Annotated in this window: 17 protein-coding genes; 7 read left to right on the top strand and 10 right to left on the bottom strand. The window is 70.4% G+C overall.

Annotated elements, in window-relative coordinates:
- Positions 1-141: 141 nt before the first annotated feature.
- Positions 142-1,380, top strand: a complete 1,239-nt coding sequence (locus tag HD599_RS05390; protein ID WP_343061900.1) for a DUF2510 domain-containing protein — start codon at positions 142-144, stop codon at positions 1,378-1,380.
- Positions 1,381-1,503: 123 nt separating this feature from the next.
- Entirely contained in the window at positions 1,504-2,853 is a 1,350-nt protein-coding gene (locus HD599_RS05385) for a DUF2510 domain-containing protein (RefSeq protein ID WP_184234337.1), read from the top strand.
- Positions 2,854-2,903: 50 nt separating this feature from the next.
- Here the strand turns inward: HD599_RS05385 and HD599_RS05380 are convergent, their stop codons facing one another.
- Together HD599_RS05380 and HD599_RS05375 are read right to left on the bottom strand one after the other, a co-directional pair.
- A complete protein-coding gene (locus HD599_RS05380) occupies positions 2,904-5,051 on the bottom strand; it encodes a DEAD/DEAH box helicase (protein WP_184234333.1) in 2,148 nt (715 codons plus the stop codon).
- A gap of 201 nt (positions 5,052-5,252) precedes the next feature.
- The gene (locus HD599_RS05375; protein ID WP_184234330.1) at positions 5,253-5,603 is read right to left on the bottom strand and encodes a DUF6804 family protein; all 351 of its coding nucleotides are present in this window, start codon (positions 5,601-5,603) and stop codon (positions 5,253-5,255) included.
- Between the two features lie 166 nt (positions 5,604-5,769).
- Between HD599_RS05375 and HD599_RS05370 the strand changes: the two genes are divergently transcribed.
- Entirely contained in the window at positions 5,770-6,768 is a 999-nt protein-coding gene (locus HD599_RS05370) for a phosphodiesterase (protein ID WP_184234327.1), read from the top strand.
- A 23-nt stretch (positions 6,769-6,791) separates the two neighbouring features.
- On the opposite strand, the gene HD599_RS05365 is transcribed toward HD599_RS05370, so the two are convergent.
- Positions 6,792-8,369, bottom strand: a complete 1,578-nt coding sequence (locus tag HD599_RS05365; RefSeq protein ID WP_184234325.1) for a stealth family protein — start codon at positions 8,367-8,369, stop codon at positions 6,792-6,794.
- Positions 8,370-8,442: 73 nt separating this feature from the next.
- Between HD599_RS05365 and HD599_RS05360 the strand changes: the two genes are divergently transcribed.
- Positions 8,443-9,789, top strand: coding sequence for a M20/M25/M40 family metallo-hydrolase (locus HD599_RS05360; RefSeq protein ID WP_184234323.1), 1,347 nt, complete (start codon positions 8,443-8,445; stop codon positions 9,787-9,789).
- Positions 9,790-9,806: 17 nt separating this feature from the next.
- Here the strand turns inward: HD599_RS05360 and HD599_RS05355 are convergent, their stop codons facing one another.
- Both HD599_RS05355 and HD599_RS05350 read right to left on the bottom strand, forming a co-directional pair.
- A complete protein-coding gene (locus HD599_RS05355; RefSeq protein WP_184234321.1) occupies positions 9,807-10,511 on the bottom strand; it encodes a CAP domain-containing protein in 705 nt (234 codons plus the stop codon).
- A gap of 31 nt (positions 10,512-10,542) precedes the next feature.
- Positions 10,543-12,024, bottom strand: coding sequence for an SDR family oxidoreductase (locus tag HD599_RS05350; protein ID WP_184234319.1), 1,482 nt, complete (start codon positions 12,022-12,024; stop codon positions 10,543-10,545).
- Positions 12,025-12,089: 65 nt separating this feature from the next.
- Between HD599_RS05350 and HD599_RS05345 the strand changes: the two genes are divergently transcribed.
- Positions 12,090-13,049 (top strand): ROK family protein, encoded by a 960-nt coding sequence (locus tag HD599_RS05345; RefSeq protein ID WP_343061898.1) that lies wholly within the window; start codon positions 12,090-12,092, stop codon positions 13,047-13,049.
- 192 nt (positions 13,050-13,241) lie between these two features.
- Here the strand turns inward: HD599_RS05345 and HD599_RS05340 are convergent, their stop codons facing one another.
- Positions 13,242-14,486 carry an MFS transporter gene (locus tag HD599_RS05340; protein WP_184234317.1) on the bottom strand — a complete coding sequence of 415 codons (1,245 nt, stop codon included), beginning with the start codon at positions 14,484-14,486 and terminating at the stop codon, positions 13,242-13,244.
- Positions 14,487-14,528: 42 nt separating this feature from the next.
- On the opposite strand from HD599_RS05340, the gene HD599_RS05335 reads away from it, so the two are divergent.
- The gene (locus HD599_RS05335; protein ID WP_184234315.1) at positions 14,529-15,164 is read left to right on the top strand and encodes a hypothetical protein; all 636 of its coding nucleotides are present in this window, start codon (positions 14,529-14,531) and stop codon (positions 15,162-15,164) included.
- 17 nt (positions 15,165-15,181) lie between these two features.
- Positions 15,182-15,457 carry a hypothetical protein gene (locus HD599_RS05330; protein ID WP_184234312.1) on the top strand — a complete coding sequence of 92 codons (276 nt, stop codon included), beginning with the start codon at positions 15,182-15,184 and terminating at the stop codon, positions 15,455-15,457.
- Here the strand turns inward: HD599_RS05330 and HD599_RS05325 are convergent.
- From HD599_RS05325 to truB, 4 genes are read right to left on the bottom strand one after another with little or no spacing between them, the layout of a single operon-like run.
- Entirely contained in the window at positions 15,454-16,419 is a 966-nt protein-coding gene (locus HD599_RS05325; protein WP_184234309.1) for a bifunctional riboflavin kinase/FAD synthetase, read from the bottom strand. The genes HD599_RS05330 and HD599_RS05325 overlap by 4 nt on opposite strands.
- Before the next feature lie 2 nt (positions 16,420-16,421).
- A complete protein-coding gene (locus HD599_RS05320) occupies positions 16,422-16,886 on the bottom strand; it encodes a hypothetical protein (RefSeq protein WP_184234306.1) in 465 nt (154 codons plus the stop codon).
- Between the two features lie 10 nt (positions 16,887-16,896).
- Positions 16,897-17,265, bottom strand: a complete 369-nt coding sequence (locus HD599_RS05315; protein WP_184234303.1) for a hypothetical protein — start codon at positions 17,263-17,265, stop codon at positions 16,897-16,899.
- Entirely contained in the window at positions 17,262-18,179 is a 918-nt protein-coding gene (truB, locus tag HD599_RS05310; protein ID WP_184234300.1) for a tRNA pseudouridine(55) synthase TruB, read from the bottom strand. The genes HD599_RS05315 and truB overlap by 4 nt, the downstream gene beginning before the upstream one ends.
- Between the last annotated feature and the right edge of the window lie 111 nt (positions 18,180-18,290).

Genomic DNA, 18,290 nt, shown 5'->3' with positions numbered 1-18,290 from the left:
CGATCCGCCCCGCATTCCGGGCCGGACACCCCCGGCATTGGGGGTGCGTGGACAACGTGAGAAATGATGCGCTTGTGGTTATCGCTTCCCTATACTCGGGAAGAAGTCGGAAGAATAGCTTTCGAAAAGGGGAAATCACACGTGTCACAAGACGATCTGTTCGGGGCGCCCGCGGGCTGGTACCCAGACCCGCTCGGTCTGCCCCAGCTGCGATGGTGGAACAACCACGCGTGGACGGAGCAGACCTCTGCCGCCCGCCAGCCGATGGTTATGCAGGACACCAAGTTCGCCTGGGCCGACGACGAACTCCCCACGCGTCGCGAAGAACGCGAGCGTGAGCGCCAGCGCGACGAGCGCAAGCCCGCCGAGCCGGTCAAGCCCACCGCTGCGACCCTCCGCGAACTCGAGCCTCCCCGCGCCTTTACGAAGATCAACGACACCCCTGCTCCCCGCGACGAGGCCCACGACCCGTACGAGCCGCAGCAGACGTCCTTCACCGAGACGCCCCGCACCGAGTACGCCGCACAGGGCGACCACTCGACGCAGACGGGCTATGCGAACCCCGCCGGCTACGGCGAACCGCTGAGGCCGACGCCCTCCTTCGACTCCCTCTTCGACAACGCTCCCGCCGGCGGAACCGCCGCCGACGAGTCGATCGACTCGATCTTCGGCACCCGTGCCGAGGCCAGGCGCACCGAGGGCCGCCCCAGCGGCCGCCGATCCACGCTCAACGTGCCGACGGAGTCGGCCATGCGCGACGGCGGACCGATGGTCAGCACCGCACCCTCCTGGATCATCGCGATGATCCCCCTGTTCCAGCTGGTCCTGAGCCTCCTCCTGCTCACCGCCCTCGGCATGGGCAGCAACGTCGTCGTCTTCGCAGCGATCCTCGTCGTGCCGTACTTCATCGTGATCGGGCTCGCTTTCGCCGACTCGCGCATGCTCCGTGCCCGCGGCATCGAGCGTCCCGCGCACTGGGCATGGGCCTTCCTATCGGCCCCGATCTATCTGCTGGCCCGCGCCCGCAACGTCATCCGCGAGTCAGGCCACGGCATCGCGCCCGTGCTCGTCTGGTTCGGTCTCGGCACCCTGCACCTGGTCTCGGTCGTGGCCATCCCCGGCCTCATCATCGCGATCCTGCCGAACATCTTCGTGTCGCAGCTGGAGGCGTCCGTCGAGAGCGACGCGCTGCTCATCAGCGGCGCATCGATGAGCGTCACCTGCCCCGTCGCACCCCCGGTGCTGTTCGGCGAGCAGACGGTCTGCCAGGCCGTCAGCGCCAGCGGCAAGAATTCCGACATCTCAGTGAGCCTCGAGCGGTCCAACGGTTGGATCGCCTGGCAGGTACTCGACTGGGGTGTCTGGGGCATCGACCGGTAACCGGACAGCCACCACGATGGATATGACAATGGCGCGCGGGCTTCGGCCCGTGCGCCATTGTGCACACCGCACTCCCTAGCGCCTTTCGAGGAACCCGAAACCTGAAAGTGTTGTGAACCCGACATGACCGAGAACCCGCTCGCCCAACCGCCCCGGCCCACGGCCATCCCCGCCGGCTGGTACCCCGACCCGCGCGGGTCGACGCAGCGCCGCTGGTGGGACGGGAACGCCTGGACCCACGCGCTCGAGACCCCGCCGCCGGTCACTCCCGGCTACGCCAACCTGCCCGGGCCCACCGTTTCCCGCGCGCCCTCGCCGTCGGCGCCCACCGTGCGCCGGGCCATCGTCGGCGACGCGGTGCCCGACACCTCCCTGCCGACCCGCCGCCAGTTGCGCGACGCCGCAGCCGTCTCGGAAATCCAGCGGCAGTTCGCCGGAGAGGCGCCCGCGTACTCGATGGGTCCCGAGGTCACCGCGACCCAGCAGCCGCAGTCGTCGTTCGCCGCGCAGCAGTTCGCGACGGCGGCAGACCCGACGACGGATGACGCACCGACACACCCGCAGATGACCGAGGACCCGGCCGGGGTCATCGACTCGAGCGTGGTGTCCACCATCGCTCCGGCCCCGGTCACCGAGGCCCCGGTGCACACGTTCGCACAGACCTTCGCTCCGGTGCCCGCCGCGGCACCCGTGAGCGCCAACACCTTCGCGGAGCGCGAGCGCGCCGACGTCGAGCGGTCCGAACGCGAGCGCGCCGAGTCGCTGCGCCGGGCAGAACTCGGCGCGGCGGAACTCGAAGCACAGCGCCTCGAGACGGTGCGCCTGGACGCCGAACGCGCCGAGGCCGAGCGCGCGGAGGCCGTCCGGGCCGAAGCCGCCCGCATCGACGCCGCCCGCATCGCGGCGCGCGCCGAAGAGGCGCTGCTCATCGAGCGGGCCGAGCGCGTCAAGCAAGCGGCGGTCCAACGCGCCGCCCAGGCCGCTGCCGCGGCACAGGCGCTCGCCACCCCGGTCGTCGACCAGTATCACCCGTTCGGCATGACGCCCACGATCCGCACGGGCACCCTGGCTCCGCCCACGACCGTCTCCACCGCCGCCGCGTGGCTGTTCTCGCTGCTGCCGGCCGTGTTCGTCGGCGTGGAGTTCGGCATCGCGACCTACCTGCCCGAGTTCTACACGCCGTTCTCGCAGGGCGGCACGGCATTCGTGCTCGTCATCGCGGCGATCGCCCTGGCCTTCGCCGACCGCCGGCAGCTGACGCAGAGCGGCCACACGGTCACCGCGTCGCCGTTCTGGATCGTCTTCACGCCGGCCGTCTACCTGTTCGCGCGCGCCGTGCGCACGACGGGGCAGACGGGCAGGGCCGGCGCCAGCTGGGCGCCGCTGCTCGTCTTCGCCGTCGTCGCGGCCGCGGCGGTCGCCGCGTACTACGTCACGCCGATGGCGGAGCGCATCGCGACGCTGTTCGCGTAGCGCCTCCCCGCCGCCGCCTCACGGGCGGGTCAGCCGTGTGAGTACGCGGCTCAGTCGTCGAGCGCGTCGCGCAGCAGGCTCATCAGAGCCTGCAGCTGGATGTTCGACTCGGCGGTGATCTCCTCGTCGGAACCGTCGAGAGCGCGGGCGGCGAGACCGGCCTTGCTGTCGATGAGCTCGGCGATGCGCGCGTCGATCGTGTGGGCGGCGATTATGCGCCACGCGGTCACGGGCAGCGCCTGGCCGATGCGGTGCACGCGGTCGATCGCCTGCGTCTGCTCGGCGCTGGTCCAGCTGAGCTCGGCGAGCACGACGTTGGACGCGGCCTGCAGGTTGAGCCCCACGCCGGCGGCGGTCAGCGAGGCCACCACGACGGAGACCTCGGGGTCGCTCGCGAACGCGTCGATCGCGGCCTGACGGGCCTTCGGCGACTGGTCTCCGCGGATCGAGACGCTGGTGAGCCCCGCCTTGGCGAAGTGTGCCTCCGCGGCATCCATCACGTCGATGTGTTTGGCGAAGAAGACGACCTTGCCCACGTTGCGGGCGAGCTGCGCGGTGTAGTCCGCGGCGAGCCCGGCCTTGGCCTGCCCGATCTTGCGGACCATGGTGAATACGTTGTCGCCGGTCTTGGCGCCCTTCGACTCGTCGAGCTCGGCGTGGGCGACCACGCGGATCAGGTCTTCCACGTCGGCGTCGGGCTTGAGCGCGCGCACGCGGCGGTAGGTCGCCATCAGGCGGGCCGTGAGCGCGGCTTCGGCGGCACGGATGGTCCGTCCGAGGTCGTCGTCGAGTTCGACCGGGATGTCTGCCACCCGGCGTGCGGGGATGTCGGCCGCGACATCCACCTTCTTGCGACGCACGATGCCCATGTCGACGACGGCCTGGCGGGCCTCGGCGAAGAAGCCGAAGTCGGCCGGGGTGAGGCCGGTGTCTTCGAGTTTGTCCATGAGCGGCGAGAGCGGCTTCTTGTCGTCGATCCAACCGAGGAACTGCCAGATGGCGCGGAAGTCGTCGATGTCGTTGATCAGCGGCGTACCGGTGAGCGCGATCATCAGGGCGCGCGGCTGGGCGGCGCGGATGCTCCGGCTGAGCGACAGCACGTTCTTGCTGCGCTCGCTCTTCATGTTCTTGATGAAGTGCGCCTCGTCGACGACCATGCCCTTGAAACCGAAGCGGGAGAGCCAGCCGACGTGGCGGTCGAGTACCTCGTAGTTGACGATGACGACGTCGCTGAAGGCGTCGACGTCTTTGCCGTCGCCGTGCACGACCGTGGCGGTGCGTCCCGGCGTCCAGAGTTCCACCTCGCGCGCCCAGTTGGTCTTGACCACGTTCGGCACGACCACGAGCAGGGGGTAGGAGTGCGAGACGGATGCCGCGAGCAGGGCCTGCGCGGTTTTGCCGAGTCCCGGCTCGTCGGCGAGCAGGAACGTGCGGTGGCCGCGCTTGACCTCTTCGACGAATCGCGCCTGGTGGCGCATCAGCTCGGTACCGCCGGGGGTGGTGAGGCTCTGGGCCTCGGGGAGATCCATACTGGCCGCTCCCCCGCCGGCTCCGTACTCGAACGCGCGGAACAGGGGCTCGATGAGCTCCCAGTTGCCGAGGCGGTTGACCTGCACGGGCTTCGGCTGCAGCGCGCTGAAGTCGGGAGCGAGGAACGGATTCGACATCTGCATCTGGCGCACCGACTGCGGCACGACCTGCTTCTCGATGGTCTTGTCGACGGGCTTCGGCTCGGTCGTGATGATGAGCTCGTCGGGGCTGAGTTCGACACCGGCGGCGAGCAGGAGGTCGCGACGCAGCGCCTTGGCGGCGGCGGTGACCGGGGCGTCCTCGGCGAGCATCGCGATGAGGCTGGTGTCGCGGGCGGCGGTCTTGGCGAGGATGCCGGCCAGGCCGTCGAGTCGCTTCTGTTCGTTCGAGCGCTCGGCCTCGGTGAGCGTCGGGTCCTTCTTGACCCGCGCGCGCTCCTCACGCAGCAGCAGGGCCGCGACCTGGAACCGGGCGCGGTTGGCCGGCTTGAGCGGGCCCTTCTGCACGGCAGTCTCGACCTCGCGGGCCGCGCGGGCGAGGACCGGGATGACTCCCGCGTCGTCGCCACCACGGGAGCGGCGCTGCTGGGTCGATCGACGTTGTGTCGCTGCTCCGCCGGACTGACCGCCACCGGTGTGGCGTCTCTGGCGCTGGCCCTGTTCGGCCATTGTTCTCCTCGTGCTCCAGCGGGTCGTTGCCGGTGCGGGTACAGAAAGGTCGTGGGACGGTATTGCCCCGCGTCCATGGTGGTCCATGTTCGTCTGGCGACTAACGGCGCCGATCCAGTGGTCCAGACCCAGTCGCGATGCGGCTGGTGGGCTGAAGTGGCGTTGGCCCTATTCTATGCGATTACGAGGCAAACCCGTGTATCAGCGGCGGTTACGGTCCTCGGGGTTGCGGATTTTGATGAGGATGCCGGCGGCGATGAAGACCAGCGCGGCCACGTACTGGGCGCCGAGCCAGATGTCGCCCTCGAGGCCGAGCGGGTAGATCGGGTTCCAGACAACGGCGATCGGCGCGAAGCCGATGATCCACCACCACTGCTTCGCCTGCCAGGCGAACACGCACATGATGAGCGCGAGGATGGCGACGGCGAACAGGATCACCGTGTGGCCGTCGGAGCCGAGGAGCCCGATTCCCGCGAGTAGGACGATGGCTCCGAGGATGCCGGGAGCGAGCGCCGTGCGCCGGAACTGGGGTGTGGGGTACGTGGCGCTCATCGATCACCGATTCTAGCCGAGCGCCCACCGGAGAAATCCCGGCCCTGTACCCCGGCCACGCCTACCGGGGTGCAAGAAAGCGCGAAGTTATAGTTTTTTACGAAATTTGCCGACTCGCAAGGGGGCGTTTACCCACCGTCCAGCCAAAGTCTGGTGGAATGGATTTATGAGCCCCAGAACGGCGGAGTACTCTCGGCCGGACCACTTCATTCTCCACCTGAGCGACACGCACTTCGTCGCTGAAGGCCCCCTCTACGGATCCACGGTCGAGAGCGAGCGCAATCTGCGCCAGCTGTTCGACGAGCTGGAGGCATCGGGCGGACGCCCCGAGGCCATCGTCATCACCGGCGATCTCGCCGACAAGGGCGATCCCGCCGCGTACGAGCAGCTCAAGGCGATCGTCGAACCGGCAGCGGCACGGCTCGACGCGCAGGTCGTCTGGGTCATGGGCAACCACGACGACCGCGGCAACTTCCGCGAGGGGCTGCTCGGCCAGACCCACCTCGGCCCCGACCAGAAGGCCGCACCGATCGACCGCGTCTACAACGTCAACGGCCTGCGCATCATCTCCCTCGACTCGACCGTGCCGGGCCACCACCACGGCGAGATCAGCGACGCCCAGCTCGACTGGCTCGCCGAGGAACTCAGCGTGCCGTCGCTGCACGGTACGATCCTCGCCATGCACCACCCGCCGGTCCCGAGCGTGCTCGACCTCGCCGTGATGGTGGAGCTGCGCGACCAGGCCGGCCTCGCCGAGGTGCTGCAGGGCTCCGACGTGCGCAGCATCATCGCCGGACACCTGCACTACTCGTCGACCGCGACATTCGCGGGCATCCCCGTCTCCGTCGCCTCGGCCACCTGCTACACGCAGGACCTCAACGTGCCGGTCGGCGGCACCAAAGCCCGCGACGGTGCCCAGGCGTTCAACCTCGTGCACGTCTACCGCGACACCGTGCTGCACTCGGTCGTGCCGCTCGGCACGTACGCCGAGGTCAGCTACGTCTCCGCCGAGGAGACCGCGGCGATCCTGCGGCGCGAGGGCGTGCGCATCGCGCCGTCCACCGCGACGGCCGTCGAGGAAGACACCCTGCTGACGGTGCCGATCGACATCATCCGCGCGGTCACCGCCGGTCAGGAAAGCGTCCGTCAGGAACGCGTCGGCTAGACCGGCGAGGCCGGACGGGCGGGTCAGCCCGCCTGTTCGCCGACGACGCGCTCGGGCTTCTCCCACGGGGCGACGATCGCGAAGTAGCGGTTGAGGAAACTCTTCACCGCGACGGTGCGCGTCTCGCCGTCGACCTCGGGGAAGCTGCCGTCATTGAGGCAGAACATGTCGTACGAGCGCTTCTTCAGAAGGCCGTCCATGACCTTGAGTCCGGCGCGCGTCGTGGTGTCGACGTACTTGACCCTGGCGTCGGTCTGGGCGACCGCGCGGCCGGTGACGAGCGCGTAGTAGTGGTAGAGCGAGTTGGTGACCGAGATGTCCTCGCGGTTGCGGAAGGCGTTGGCCGCCGTGCGGGTGAATTCCTCGGGGAACTCGCGCTCGAGCTCGGCCAGCACGCTCTTGCGCAGCGGGGTCGCGGCGTGCTCGAGGTGGCGGGTGATGGTGACGCCGAAGCGCTCGAGCAGCACGTTGCGGTTGACACGGGCGGCGTTCTCGAATCCGCTGCGCTCGGGGGTGCTGCCGCCGAGGCCGATGCGGGTCTCCGCCTCGATGAAGCGCGTGATGCCGCCGGGCGAGAAGAACATGTCGGGGGTGACCGGGCGGCCGAAGAACATGTCGTCGTTGGAGTAGAGGAAGTGCTCGGCGAGCCCCGGGATGTTGTGCAGCTGGCTCTCCACCGCCTGCGAGTTGTGGGTCGGCAGCACGGAGGGGTCGGAGAAGAATTCTTCGCTGCGCACGACGGTCACCTTGGGGTGGTCGGCGAGCCAGTGCGGGGTCGGAGAGTCGGTCGCGATGAAGATGCGGCGGATCCACGGCGCGAAGACGTAGACGCTGCGCAGTGCGTAGCGCAGTTCGTCGATCTGGCGGAAGCGTGCCTCGTGGTCGTCGCCCTCGCCCACCACGTAGCTCTGCATACGACGCGCGCGGGCCCGCTGGAATTCCAGGTCGGTGCCGTCGACCCAGGAGAAGACGATGTCGATGTCGAACGTGATGTCGGAGGCGAGACGGTCGAACATCGGCTCGGCCGTGCGCCAGCTCATGCCGTAGCGCTCGACGGTCGACTCGACCAGCTCGTGACGCGGGATCGTGCGGCGGGTGAGCGAGTTCTCCACCGGAGCGATGATCTCGTCCTCGGTGAACGACCAGAGCTCGAGCTGCACTCCGGTGGAGGCTCCGTAGCGGAGGCGGCCGACCGGCTCGACGCGCGGGCGGAAGAGCCGGAAGACGCGCGCCTTCTCGTCGGAGGAGAGGCGGCCGTCGGCGATGAACAGGGCGGGACCCGCGTGCGGATCGATCGTCTTGGAGTAGAAGGGCTCCGTCGCCATCGCGGTGGCCAGTGCCTCCTGCAGGACGGCACGCTGCTTCCAGTCGACAGCGAGCACGGGGCGCTCGTCGTTGCCGCGCACGAGCAGGTACTCGAGCCCGGCGTCGTCGAGCACGCGGCGCACGAAGAGGAGGTCTTCGACCATCGACTCGGTCGGCGTCAGTTGGGAGTTCACGAGCGTCAGCTGTCCCTTGTGCAGGACGACATCGCTGCGCGACAGTGTGCGCGGCCAGGACGACGGCACCGGCGCTACTTCTCCCCCACTGAGTTTGCTCATCGGGCTACTGTAGTCGAGGGAGCAGGGGGTCGGCCGAGTCCTTGCGCGTGCGCTATGCCCCTAGAGTCGGATCATGACCGCCCGAACCTCTGACGACGAGCTCTCGCTGGCCCGATTCCAGGCCCTTCTCCGCATCCCCACCGTATCCCGGCTCGACGAGTCCCAGACCGACTGGGCACGGTTCGACGAGTTCGTCGAGGCCCTCCCCGGCCTCTATCCGGCTCTCCACGCCGCCCTCGACCGCGAGCTCGTCGACGGGCACTCGCTGCTCTACCGCTGGGCCGGCTCCGGCGACGGTGCGCCCACGGTGCTGATGGCGCACTACGACGTGGTGGCTGCCACCGACGAGGGCTGGGACCACCCGCCCTTCGCCGCCGAACGGGTGGATTCGCCCGACGGCGAGCTGATCTGGGGCCGCGGCACCCTCGACGACAAGGGAGCGCTCGTGAGCATCCTGGAGGCGGTCGAGGCCCGGGCCGCGGAGGGCTTCGTGCCCGCGCGCGACGTCTACCTCAGCTTCGGGCACAACGAGGAGACCACGGGCGGGGGCGCACAGGCCGTCGTCGCGCTGCTGGAGGCACGCGGCATCCGGCCCGCCCTGGTGATCGACGAGGGTGGTGCCGTCGTCGAGGGGGTCTTCCCCGGGGTGGCGAAACCGACCGCGGTCGTCGGGGTGAGCGAGAAGGGCATCACCACCCTGACCCTGACCGTGGAGCAGGAGGGCGGGCACGCCTCGACTCCCCCGCGGCTCACCGCCACGGCGCGTCTGTCGCGGGCGATCGTTCGGCTGAACGCGTCGCCGTTTCCCGCGCGGTTCACCCCCACGAACCTGGAGATGCTGCGCACGGTCGGCGCGCACGCGAGCGGGCCCATCCGGTTCGCGTTCACCAACCTCTGGCTGACCCGGCCCCTGCTGCTGCGCCTGTTCGGCCGGCTCAGCGACGAGACCAACGCGATGATCCGCACGACGCAGGCGGTGACGCAGCTGAGCGCGGGCCTCGCCGCGAACGCGCTGGCCGAGCGGGCCGTCGCGACCGTGAACATGCGGGTCGCCGTCGGCTCGACCGTGCAGGAGAGCGTGCGCCACGTGCGCACCGCCCTGCGCGACGACGCCGTGCGCATCGACGTGCAACACCCCTCGGAGCCGTCGCCCGTCTCGCCGACGACCGGCCGCGCCTGGGACCTGCTCGCGCGCACGATCGACGAGACCTTCGACGACGTCATCGTGACCCCGTACATCCAGCTCGGCGCGAGCGACAGCCGGCATTTCACGCGCATCAGCGACCACGTGTACCGCTTCAGCCCGTTCGAGATGACCGGCGAGCAGCGGGCCACCCTGCACGCCAAGAACGAGCGGATGAGCGTCGACACCTGGCTGCGCGGCGTCGGCTTCTACCGCCGGCTGATCGGCAGCCTGTAGTCCCTGGCCCGCGGGCGTCAGGCGCGGCCGCGTCGCCCCCGGCGGCGGTTGAGGGTGGTCGCGCCGATGACCAGCAGCACGAGCAGGACGGCTGCGGCCGCCAGATAGACGACGGGCGAGACGGATGACGCGGGCTCGGCCGTCGCCGTGACCACGATCTCGCCCGGGGCCGGGGTCGCGGCCGACGTCTGCGTCGGTGCGACCTCCGCTGCAGCGTCACCCGTCGGCGCGGTCTCGACGGTTGCCACGGCCGCCGTCCCCGCGTAGTCGGCGAACACCTCGACCGCCCAGGTGCTGCCGTCGGCCGGGAGGAACGCGATCCCCACGCTCGTGTAGGCGCCGACCATGTTCGCGTAGTGGTCGGGCGACGCCGTCCAGCCCGCGGTGACGTCGTCGCCGGTGGCGAACCCGTGCGCGACGTTCTCGCCGTAGCCGTTCCACCCCGAGGGGATCTGCGTGCCGACGTCGGGGTTGTGCGACAGAGTGCCTGCCGCCGCCATCCGCTTGGCCCAGTCGAGGGCGACGGTGTCGAGCCGGGAGTCCCGCACGACCGGGGCGAGTCCTGCCGTGCCCCGGGCGGAATTCAGACCCGAGAGGATGTCGTCGGTGTCGGCCGCGCGGGCGGGACCGGCCGCGGAGACGGCGACGAGCGCGAGGCCCGCGATCAGCGCCAACAGCGCTGTCAGGGAGCGGCGGGCGAGGCTAACGCTGGTAGTCGTCATGCCTGACCGTAGGCCCTCGCGGGCGCTGCGCCTATTCGGCGGCCTTCTGCTTCGCGGTCGCCCGCACCGCGGCGGCCGTGATGCGCTCCACCATGCCGGCGAAGATCACGCCGTGGAACGGCAGGATGCTGAACCAGTAGAGCCGACCGGCGAGCCCCTTGGGGAAGAACACGGCGCGCTGGCGGTAGCGGGATCCCTCGCCCTCGGGCGTCACGGTGAGCTCGAGCCACGCGGCGCCCGGCACCCGCATCTCGGCGCGCAGACGGAGGAACCGGCCGCGGTCGATCTCCTCGACCCGCCAGAAGTCGAGCGCCTCGCCGAGGTTGAGCCGGTCGGGGTTGCGGCGTCCGCGCCGGAGGCCCACTCCCCCGACGAGCTTGTCGGCCCAGCCGCGCGCCGCCCAGGCCAGCGGGAACGAATACCAGCCGTTGTCGCCGCCGATGCTCTCGACGACGCGCCAGAGCTCGGCGGGGCTCGCGGCAGAATGCTTCTCGCGCAGGTCGGTGAAGACCGTGTGCCCCGACCACTCGGGGTCGCTCGGCAGCGGGTCGCTCGGGGCGCCGAACACCGAGGAGTCCTGCCAGCTGGTCTCGACCTCGCCGGCGCGCTCTTTGCCGAGCGCGAGGCTGACCGCTCGGCGGTACCCGGTGAGACCGCCCTCGGGGCGCGGGATGACGTCGTCGATGTCGTTCTCGCGCGCGACACAGTCGTACTGCAACGAGGCGATGATCGGCACGGCGAGGGCGCGCGGGATCGGGGTGACCAGGTTGACCCACTGCGAGGCGAGCCACGGCGTGAGCACCGGCAGCGGCGCGATGGGACGCTGCGGCAGCCCTGCCTCGACGGCGTAGCCGTTCATCATCTGGCCGTAGCGCAGCACGTCGGGCCCGCCGATGTCGAAGGTGCGGTTGACCTCGGGCGGCAGCTCGGCCGCCTCGACCAGGTAGTAGAGCACGTCGCGCACGGCGATCGGCTGGATGAAGTTGCGCACCCACTTGGGCGCGGGCATGTACGGCAGCACGTCGGTGAGGTGACGGATCATCTCGAACGAGGCCGACCCCGAGCCGATGACCGTTCCGGCCTGCAGCGCCACCGTGGGCACACCCGAGGCGAGCAGGATGCGGCCGACCTCGGCGCGCGAGCGCAGGTGCGGGCTGAGCGGGCCGTCGGGGTGCAGCCCGCCGAGGTAGACGATGCGCGACACGCCGGCTTGTGCGGCCGCGTCGGCGACGACCGTCGCCGCCACGCTCTCGGACTTCTCGAAGTCCCCGCCGGCACCCATCGCGTGCACGAGGTAGTACAGCACGTCGATGTCCCGCACGGCGGAGCGCACCGCGTCCGCGTCGGTGAGGTCGGCGGTGACGATCTCCACCTTGTCGGCCCACGGGTAGTCGCGCAGCCGCTGCGGGTCGCGCACCGAGACGCGTACCTCGTAGCCGGCCTCCAACAACCGCGGCACCAGCCGCCCGCCGATGTAGCCGCTTGCACCAGTCACCAACACTCGAGTCGCCATTCCGCCACCGTACGCGCGCACGCTGGGAAACGTTCGGCCTCGACAGCGCCGGTAGAATATGCGACATGACGATGACGACTGCGGCCGGCGAAACGACGACACGGAATCTCGCCCTCGCGATCGATATCGGCGGCACCAAGGCAGAGGCCGCACTGGTGGATGACGCGGGTGTCGTGCTCGCCGCGAGCCGGTTCCGCCGGCCGACCGGTCCCACCGCGTCATCCGACGATCTGGCCGCCGCCGTCCTCTCCGTGCTCGGCAGCGCCCTCGCCGCCCTGCCCGCCGACGCGACCCTGCTCGGGGTCGGCATCGGCTCGGCCGGACCGATCTCGGTCGCCGACGGCCTCGTCTCCCCCCTCAACCTCCCGGTCTGGCGCGACTACCCGCTGCGCCAGCTCGTCATCGACGCCGTGCCCGGCGTGCCGGTGACCCTGCGCATGGACGGCGAGTGCATCGCCCTCGCCGAGCACTGGGTCGGCGCCGCGGTCGGCTACCAGAACGTCATGGGCATGATCGTCTCCACCGGCGTCGGCGGCGGGCTCATCCTGCAGGGCTCGGCCATCGCCGGCCCGTCGGGCAATGCGGGCCACATCGGCCACGTCGAGGTCGGCGGGTTCGACGACCCGTGCCTCTGCGGCGGCATCGGCTGCGTCGAGGCGGTCGCCTCCGGACCGAAGACCGTCGCCTGGGCCAACCGCCAGGGCTGGGTCGGCGCGACCGGCGAAGACCTCGCGGTCGCCTACGCCGCCGGCGACCCGATCGCCATCGCCGCGGTCGAGCGCTCGGGCCGCGCCATCGGGCAGGCCATCGCCTCGGCGACGGCGCTCAACGACCTCGACATCGTCGCGATCGGCGGCGGGTTCTCGCGCGTCACGCCCGATCTGTTCCGCTTCATCCGCGAGGCGATCGCCAAGCGCGACTGGGACTTCGTCACCAAGGTGCAGGTCGTGCCGTCGGCGCTCTCGGACGCCGGGCCGCTCATCGGTTCCGCGGCGCTCGTGCACCGCGCCGACCTCGTCGCCTGACCCGCCCGCGTACGGCGCCGACCCTCCCGTGTACGGCGCTGAGCGTCGTCGCGCGCGCTGAGGTTTGCGCGAGCTCCGCTGAGGTTTGTGGCGCACGCTGACGCACGAACCTGCGCGTGGGCGACACAACTCAGCGCGCCCCGCGAGCGCGCCCCGCGCCCCGCGAGCGCGCTGCGCGCCCCGCACCCGCGCCTACCGCCGCGCCAGCTGGTCCTCGACGTAGCCGGGCTTCGCCAGCACGACCGCGCCGAAGACGCCCGCGAACGATACGACGAGCAGGAACAGCAGCGGCACCGTCCAGCCGCCGGTCGCGTCGTGCAGCACGCCGAGCAGCAGCGGTCCGAACGCGCCGACCGTGTAGCCGATTGCCTGCGCGAATCCGCTCAGAGCCACCGATCCGGTGTGACTGCGGGTGCGCGCGTTGATGAGCACGAGGCAGACGGGGAACAGGATCGGGCCGAATCCGATCAGCAGCACCCAGACCACGGTGAGCGTGCCGGGAACCAGCAACAGCCCGAGGTAGCCCGTGACGAAGAACGCGACCCCCGCGACGATCACCCAGAACGGGCTGCGCAGCCGGCTGACCAGGATGGGCGCGACGATCGACCCCGGGAAGCCCGCGATCGAGTAGACGGCGAGCAGCGTGCCGGCGGCCGCGGGCGTGACGTGCACGAGGTCGACGAGGATCTGCGGCAGCCAGGCGAACGACGCGTAGGCGTTGATCGTCGAGACGGCGAACGTCACCGCGATGGCGACCGCCATGGGCGAGCGGACGAGACGACCCTCGAGCGCGGCGTCGGGCGTCTCCACCACGTCGGAGGGATCGGGCTCGCCGAGCAGAGCGGCGGCGGTGTCCCGGCGGTGCCGGGTGAGCAGCAGCAGCCACGGCACGAGCGCGGTGCCGGCGACCGCGGCCCAGATCGCGAGCGAGTACCGCCAGCCGATCGAATCGCTGATCGGCACCGCGAGCAGCGACGGCAACGCCGTGCTGATCGACATGATCGTGACGTAGGTCGCGGTGACGAAGCCGATGCGGTCGGGGAAGTACTTCTTGACCACCGGGGGTAGCAGCACGTTGCAGATGCCCACGCCGACGAGCGTGACCGCGCTGCCGACGAGCAGCACCGGGAAGGATCCCGAGGCGGCGCGCACGAGGTGACCGACGATCATCACGGCGACCGAGAGCACGATCGCGCCGTCGAGCCCGACCCGGCGCGAGAGCCACGGGCCGATGATGCCGGAGAGCGCGAAGAAGATCGGCGGCAGCATGCCGATGAGGCCGATACCCACGCCGGTGAGCGGGATGTCCTGCCGGATCTCGCTGATGATCGGCGAGATGGCGGTGACGGCGGTGCGCAGGCTCAGCGCGAGGGTGACGATGCCGACGAGAGCGAGGGTGCGCCCTCCCCAGAGCGGGAGCGGACGCGGGGATTGCACCGGCCAAGTCTACGGCGGCCGGGGGTGGTCTACGGTTGGCTCGTGAGCGATGTGTCGAAGTATCTCCCCCTCAGCCAGCGACGCGGCGGCGACGAGTCAGGGGTCGACGGCAACTGGGCGCCGCGGCTGTCCGCGGTCGTCGCGCGGCTCGTCGACACGCTCGACCACGCCGACCCCGTCCTCTGGGACGCGCCGACGCTGCAGACCGGCGTCGACGTACGCAGCTGCACGGTCGACCTCGTGACGCGGCTGCGCTCGACCCGCGTACAACGGCTGAGAAGCAGGCTCGGGATGCCGCGGCCGACGCAGCCCGTCGCCGACCCGATCGGGGCACTGCGCGAGGTCTCCGCGGAGCCCCGCAAGCGCGCGATCGGCGACCTCGACGCGGCCGTCGTCGCGACCCTCGACATCGCGACGAGCGCGGGCGTCGACGTCGACCTCGACCCCATCACGCTCGGCGCGGTCGCGGTGCACCGGGCGCTCACCGCTCCCCTGGCGATCCGCTCCGTGCTGGCCGGCCGCGAGCTGCGCGCCACCGACGGGGAGTGGACCGTCGGCCGCGGCATCCCGCTCGACGCACCGGGCCCCGAGATCGTGCTCTTCCTCGCCGGGCGCACGGGGCTCCCGTCGCACCGGCCGGCCGATAATGGAGAGCGGCCGCAACCGGCCGCGGAGTAGGAACGAAGGAGCCCACCATGGCAGACAAGAACGGCGGATTCGACCTCGGAGCCCTCGGCGGCGTGGTCGGCGACCTCTTCGGCGGCAAGCACTTCGACATCAAGGCGCTCGAGCCGCTCTGGGCGCAGGTACAGCCGCACCTCAGGGGCATGGACACCGATCAGATCGTCGACACCGTGGGGTCGTGGGCGAAGGAGCTCGAACTGCCCCTCGTCAAGACGATCCCCGACGACGTGATCGACAAGATCCAGAAGGGCGTCAAGGTGCCGCTCGCGCGGTTGATCCGGACCTAGCCCGGAGCGACGGCCGGCGCCGGCTGGCCGAGCACGACCCGCACCTTCGCGACGTCGTCGGCGATCTGGTCGATGAGCGCCTCGATGGTCGTGTACTTCACCTGGCCGCGGATGTACTCCACGAACGCGACCTCGACGAGCTTGCCGTACAGGTCGATCGTCTCGTCGAGCAGGTGCGCCTCGACCTGCTTCTCGGGCACCCCGGCGAAGGTGGGGTTGTTGCCGATCGAGACTGCGGAGGCGTAGCGCACGCCGTCGACGGTGAACCATGCGGCATAGACGCCGTCGCCGGGGATGAAACCCTCGTTGCGCGGCGACAGGTTCGCGGTCGGGAATCCGAGTTCGCGGCCGCGCTGTGCGCCCTTCACGACGACGCCCCGCACGACCGGCGCGTGCCCGAGGACGACGGCCGCCTCGGCGACCCGTCCCTCGGCGAGCAGCTCGCGGATCCAGGTGGACGACGCCCGACGCGTGTGCGATTCCTCGGGCGAGACGACGTCGTCGATGATGAGCACCTCGAAGCCGTGCTCGCGCCCCAGTTCGGTGAGCACGGCGACGGTGCCGCTGCCCTTGGAGCCGAAGCGGAAGTCGGCGCCGACCATCACGACGCGCGCGTGCAGGGCGTCGACGAGGATGCGCTGCACGAACTCCTCGGGCGACTGCTCGCTGAAAGCACGGTCGAAGGCGAGCATCAGGGTCGCGTCGACGCCGGTCTCCGCGAGCAGGGCGACCTTCTGGTCGTTGCTGACCAGCGGGGGCGGGCAGGACTCGGGACGCAGCAGGGCGAGCGGATGACGGTCGAAGGTCACGATCGTGGCCTCGAGCGAGTCGCGATCGGCGACGGCCCGCAGTTCGCCGATGATGCGGCGGTGGCCCGCGTGCACCCCGTCGAACTTGCCGATCGCCACGGCACTCGGTCCGAAGCCCGCCGGGACGTCGGCGAGCGAGTCGTAGAACTCCACGGTCAGGCTGCCGTGGTGCCGGGAGACGTGGTTCCGGGCGACGCAGACGCGGGCGTGGACGTGGCCGCGCGCGGCCGGCGCAGGTACAGCCAGACCATGCCGAGCACGGGCAGGACGAGCGGCACGAATCCGTAGCCGCGGCCGAACATCGACCAGACGGTCTTCGCCGGGAACAGCACCGGGTCGAAGATGCTGAGCAGGCCGACGACGATCACGCCGACGAACTCGAAGCCGATCGTGATCCACGCCACGCGGTACCAGGTGTCGCCCGGCACGATCAGCGCGACGGTCGCCACGATGTAGACGACGGCGGCGAGCGCGGAGAGCGCGTAGGCCACGGGTGCCTGGTCGAAGTCGTCCAGGATCTGGAAGACCGACCGTCCGGTGGCGGCGAGCGCGAGGAGGCCGTAGACGGCGATGAGGACACGCCCGAGACCGGTCGAGCGCGTGGGAGTCGTGGTGGTCATTGAGTACAGATTACGCGGTCTGGACGAACCAGATTTGATACATGCGGTAGAGCATGACGGCGACGGCCAGAATGGCGACCCCGAGCACGACGGTGCTCCAGCGCGAGCGGTCGACGAGACCCCACACGATGGCGAGCGGCGGGATGATGAACGCGGTGACCAGGTACACCCAGAACTCGAGCGCGTTGCCCGTCGGGGCGTTGCCGAACAGGGGCGCGAGCGCGGAGATCACGATCTGCACGAGCAGCAGCACGGTCACGAGCGCCGCGGCGCCCATGGTGAGGTCGTCCGGCTTGCGGCCGGCGAGACCGAGCACGATGCAGAGCAGGCCGCCCGGGATTCCGACGACGAGCTGGGCCCAGAGGAACCACTCGATCACGCGAGCACCTCGTCGGTCGGGAAGTTGACGAGAGGCTTGGCGGAAGCCCCCCTCATCTCGAGCAGCCCGACGAGCCGGCCGTCGGGGGCGAGACCGGCGATCGGCCCCTCGGTGCCCTCGAGGTCGGGCAGCTGCACGCGCTTGCCGTGGACGAGGTCGACGACGTCCTGCTCCTCGAGCGCGCGGGTCGGGAAGAGCGCGGTCGCCACGCTCGCGGGCGTGAGCAGTCGGTCGTCCACCACGAGGTCCTCGAGCGTCGCGGCATCCGTCACGTCGAACGGGCCGACCTTCGACCGGCGCAGGGCGGTCAGGTGTCCGCCCACGCCGAGGTCGCCACCGAGGTCGCGGGCGAGGGCGCGGATGTAGGTGCCGCTCGAGCACTCGACCCGTACGTCGACGTCGACGAATCCGGCGTCGCGACGGATCTCGAGCACCTCGAAGGCGTGGATCGTCACCGTGCGGGCGACGAGTTCGACCTCTTCGCCGGCCCGGGCGAGGGCGTAGGCACGCTTGCCGTCGACCTTGATGGCGCTGAAGCTCGACGGCACCTGCTGGATCTCCCCGGTGAGCGCGGCGATGCCGGCGCGCACCGCCTCGTCGTCGAGCCCCGCGAGCTGCACGGCGTCGGCCGCCTCGCCGAGGGTGCCCTCCGCGTCATCCGTGTCGCTGGACTGCCCGAGACGCACCGTGGCGAAGTATTCCTTGCCGAGTCCGACGACGTAGGTGAGCAGGCGGGTCGACGAGTTCATGCCGAGCACGAGCAGGCCCGTGGCCATGGGGTCGAGGGTTCCGGCGTGGCCGATCTTGCGGGTCCCCGCGAGCTTGCGGGTGCGGGAGACGACATCGTGGCTGGTGAGGCCCTGCGGCTTGTCGACCAGCAGGATGCCGCTTGCCGGGTTCGTCGGCGGCTTCATGCTCTCGTCGATTCTGTCTGGTTGTCGTCGTTCATTTTTCTGGCCGATCACGTCGTTTATTCAGCATCCCGAGGGTATCAGCCGGAGGCGCGCCCGCAGCCGACGCACGGG

This window comes from Conyzicola lurida, assembly GCF_014204935.1.
In the GTDB taxonomy this organism is placed as follows: domain Bacteria; phylum Actinomycetota; class Actinomycetes; order Actinomycetales; family Microbacteriaceae; genus Conyzicola; species Conyzicola lurida.
This window is presented reverse-complemented; position numbering and strand designations above follow the sequence as displayed.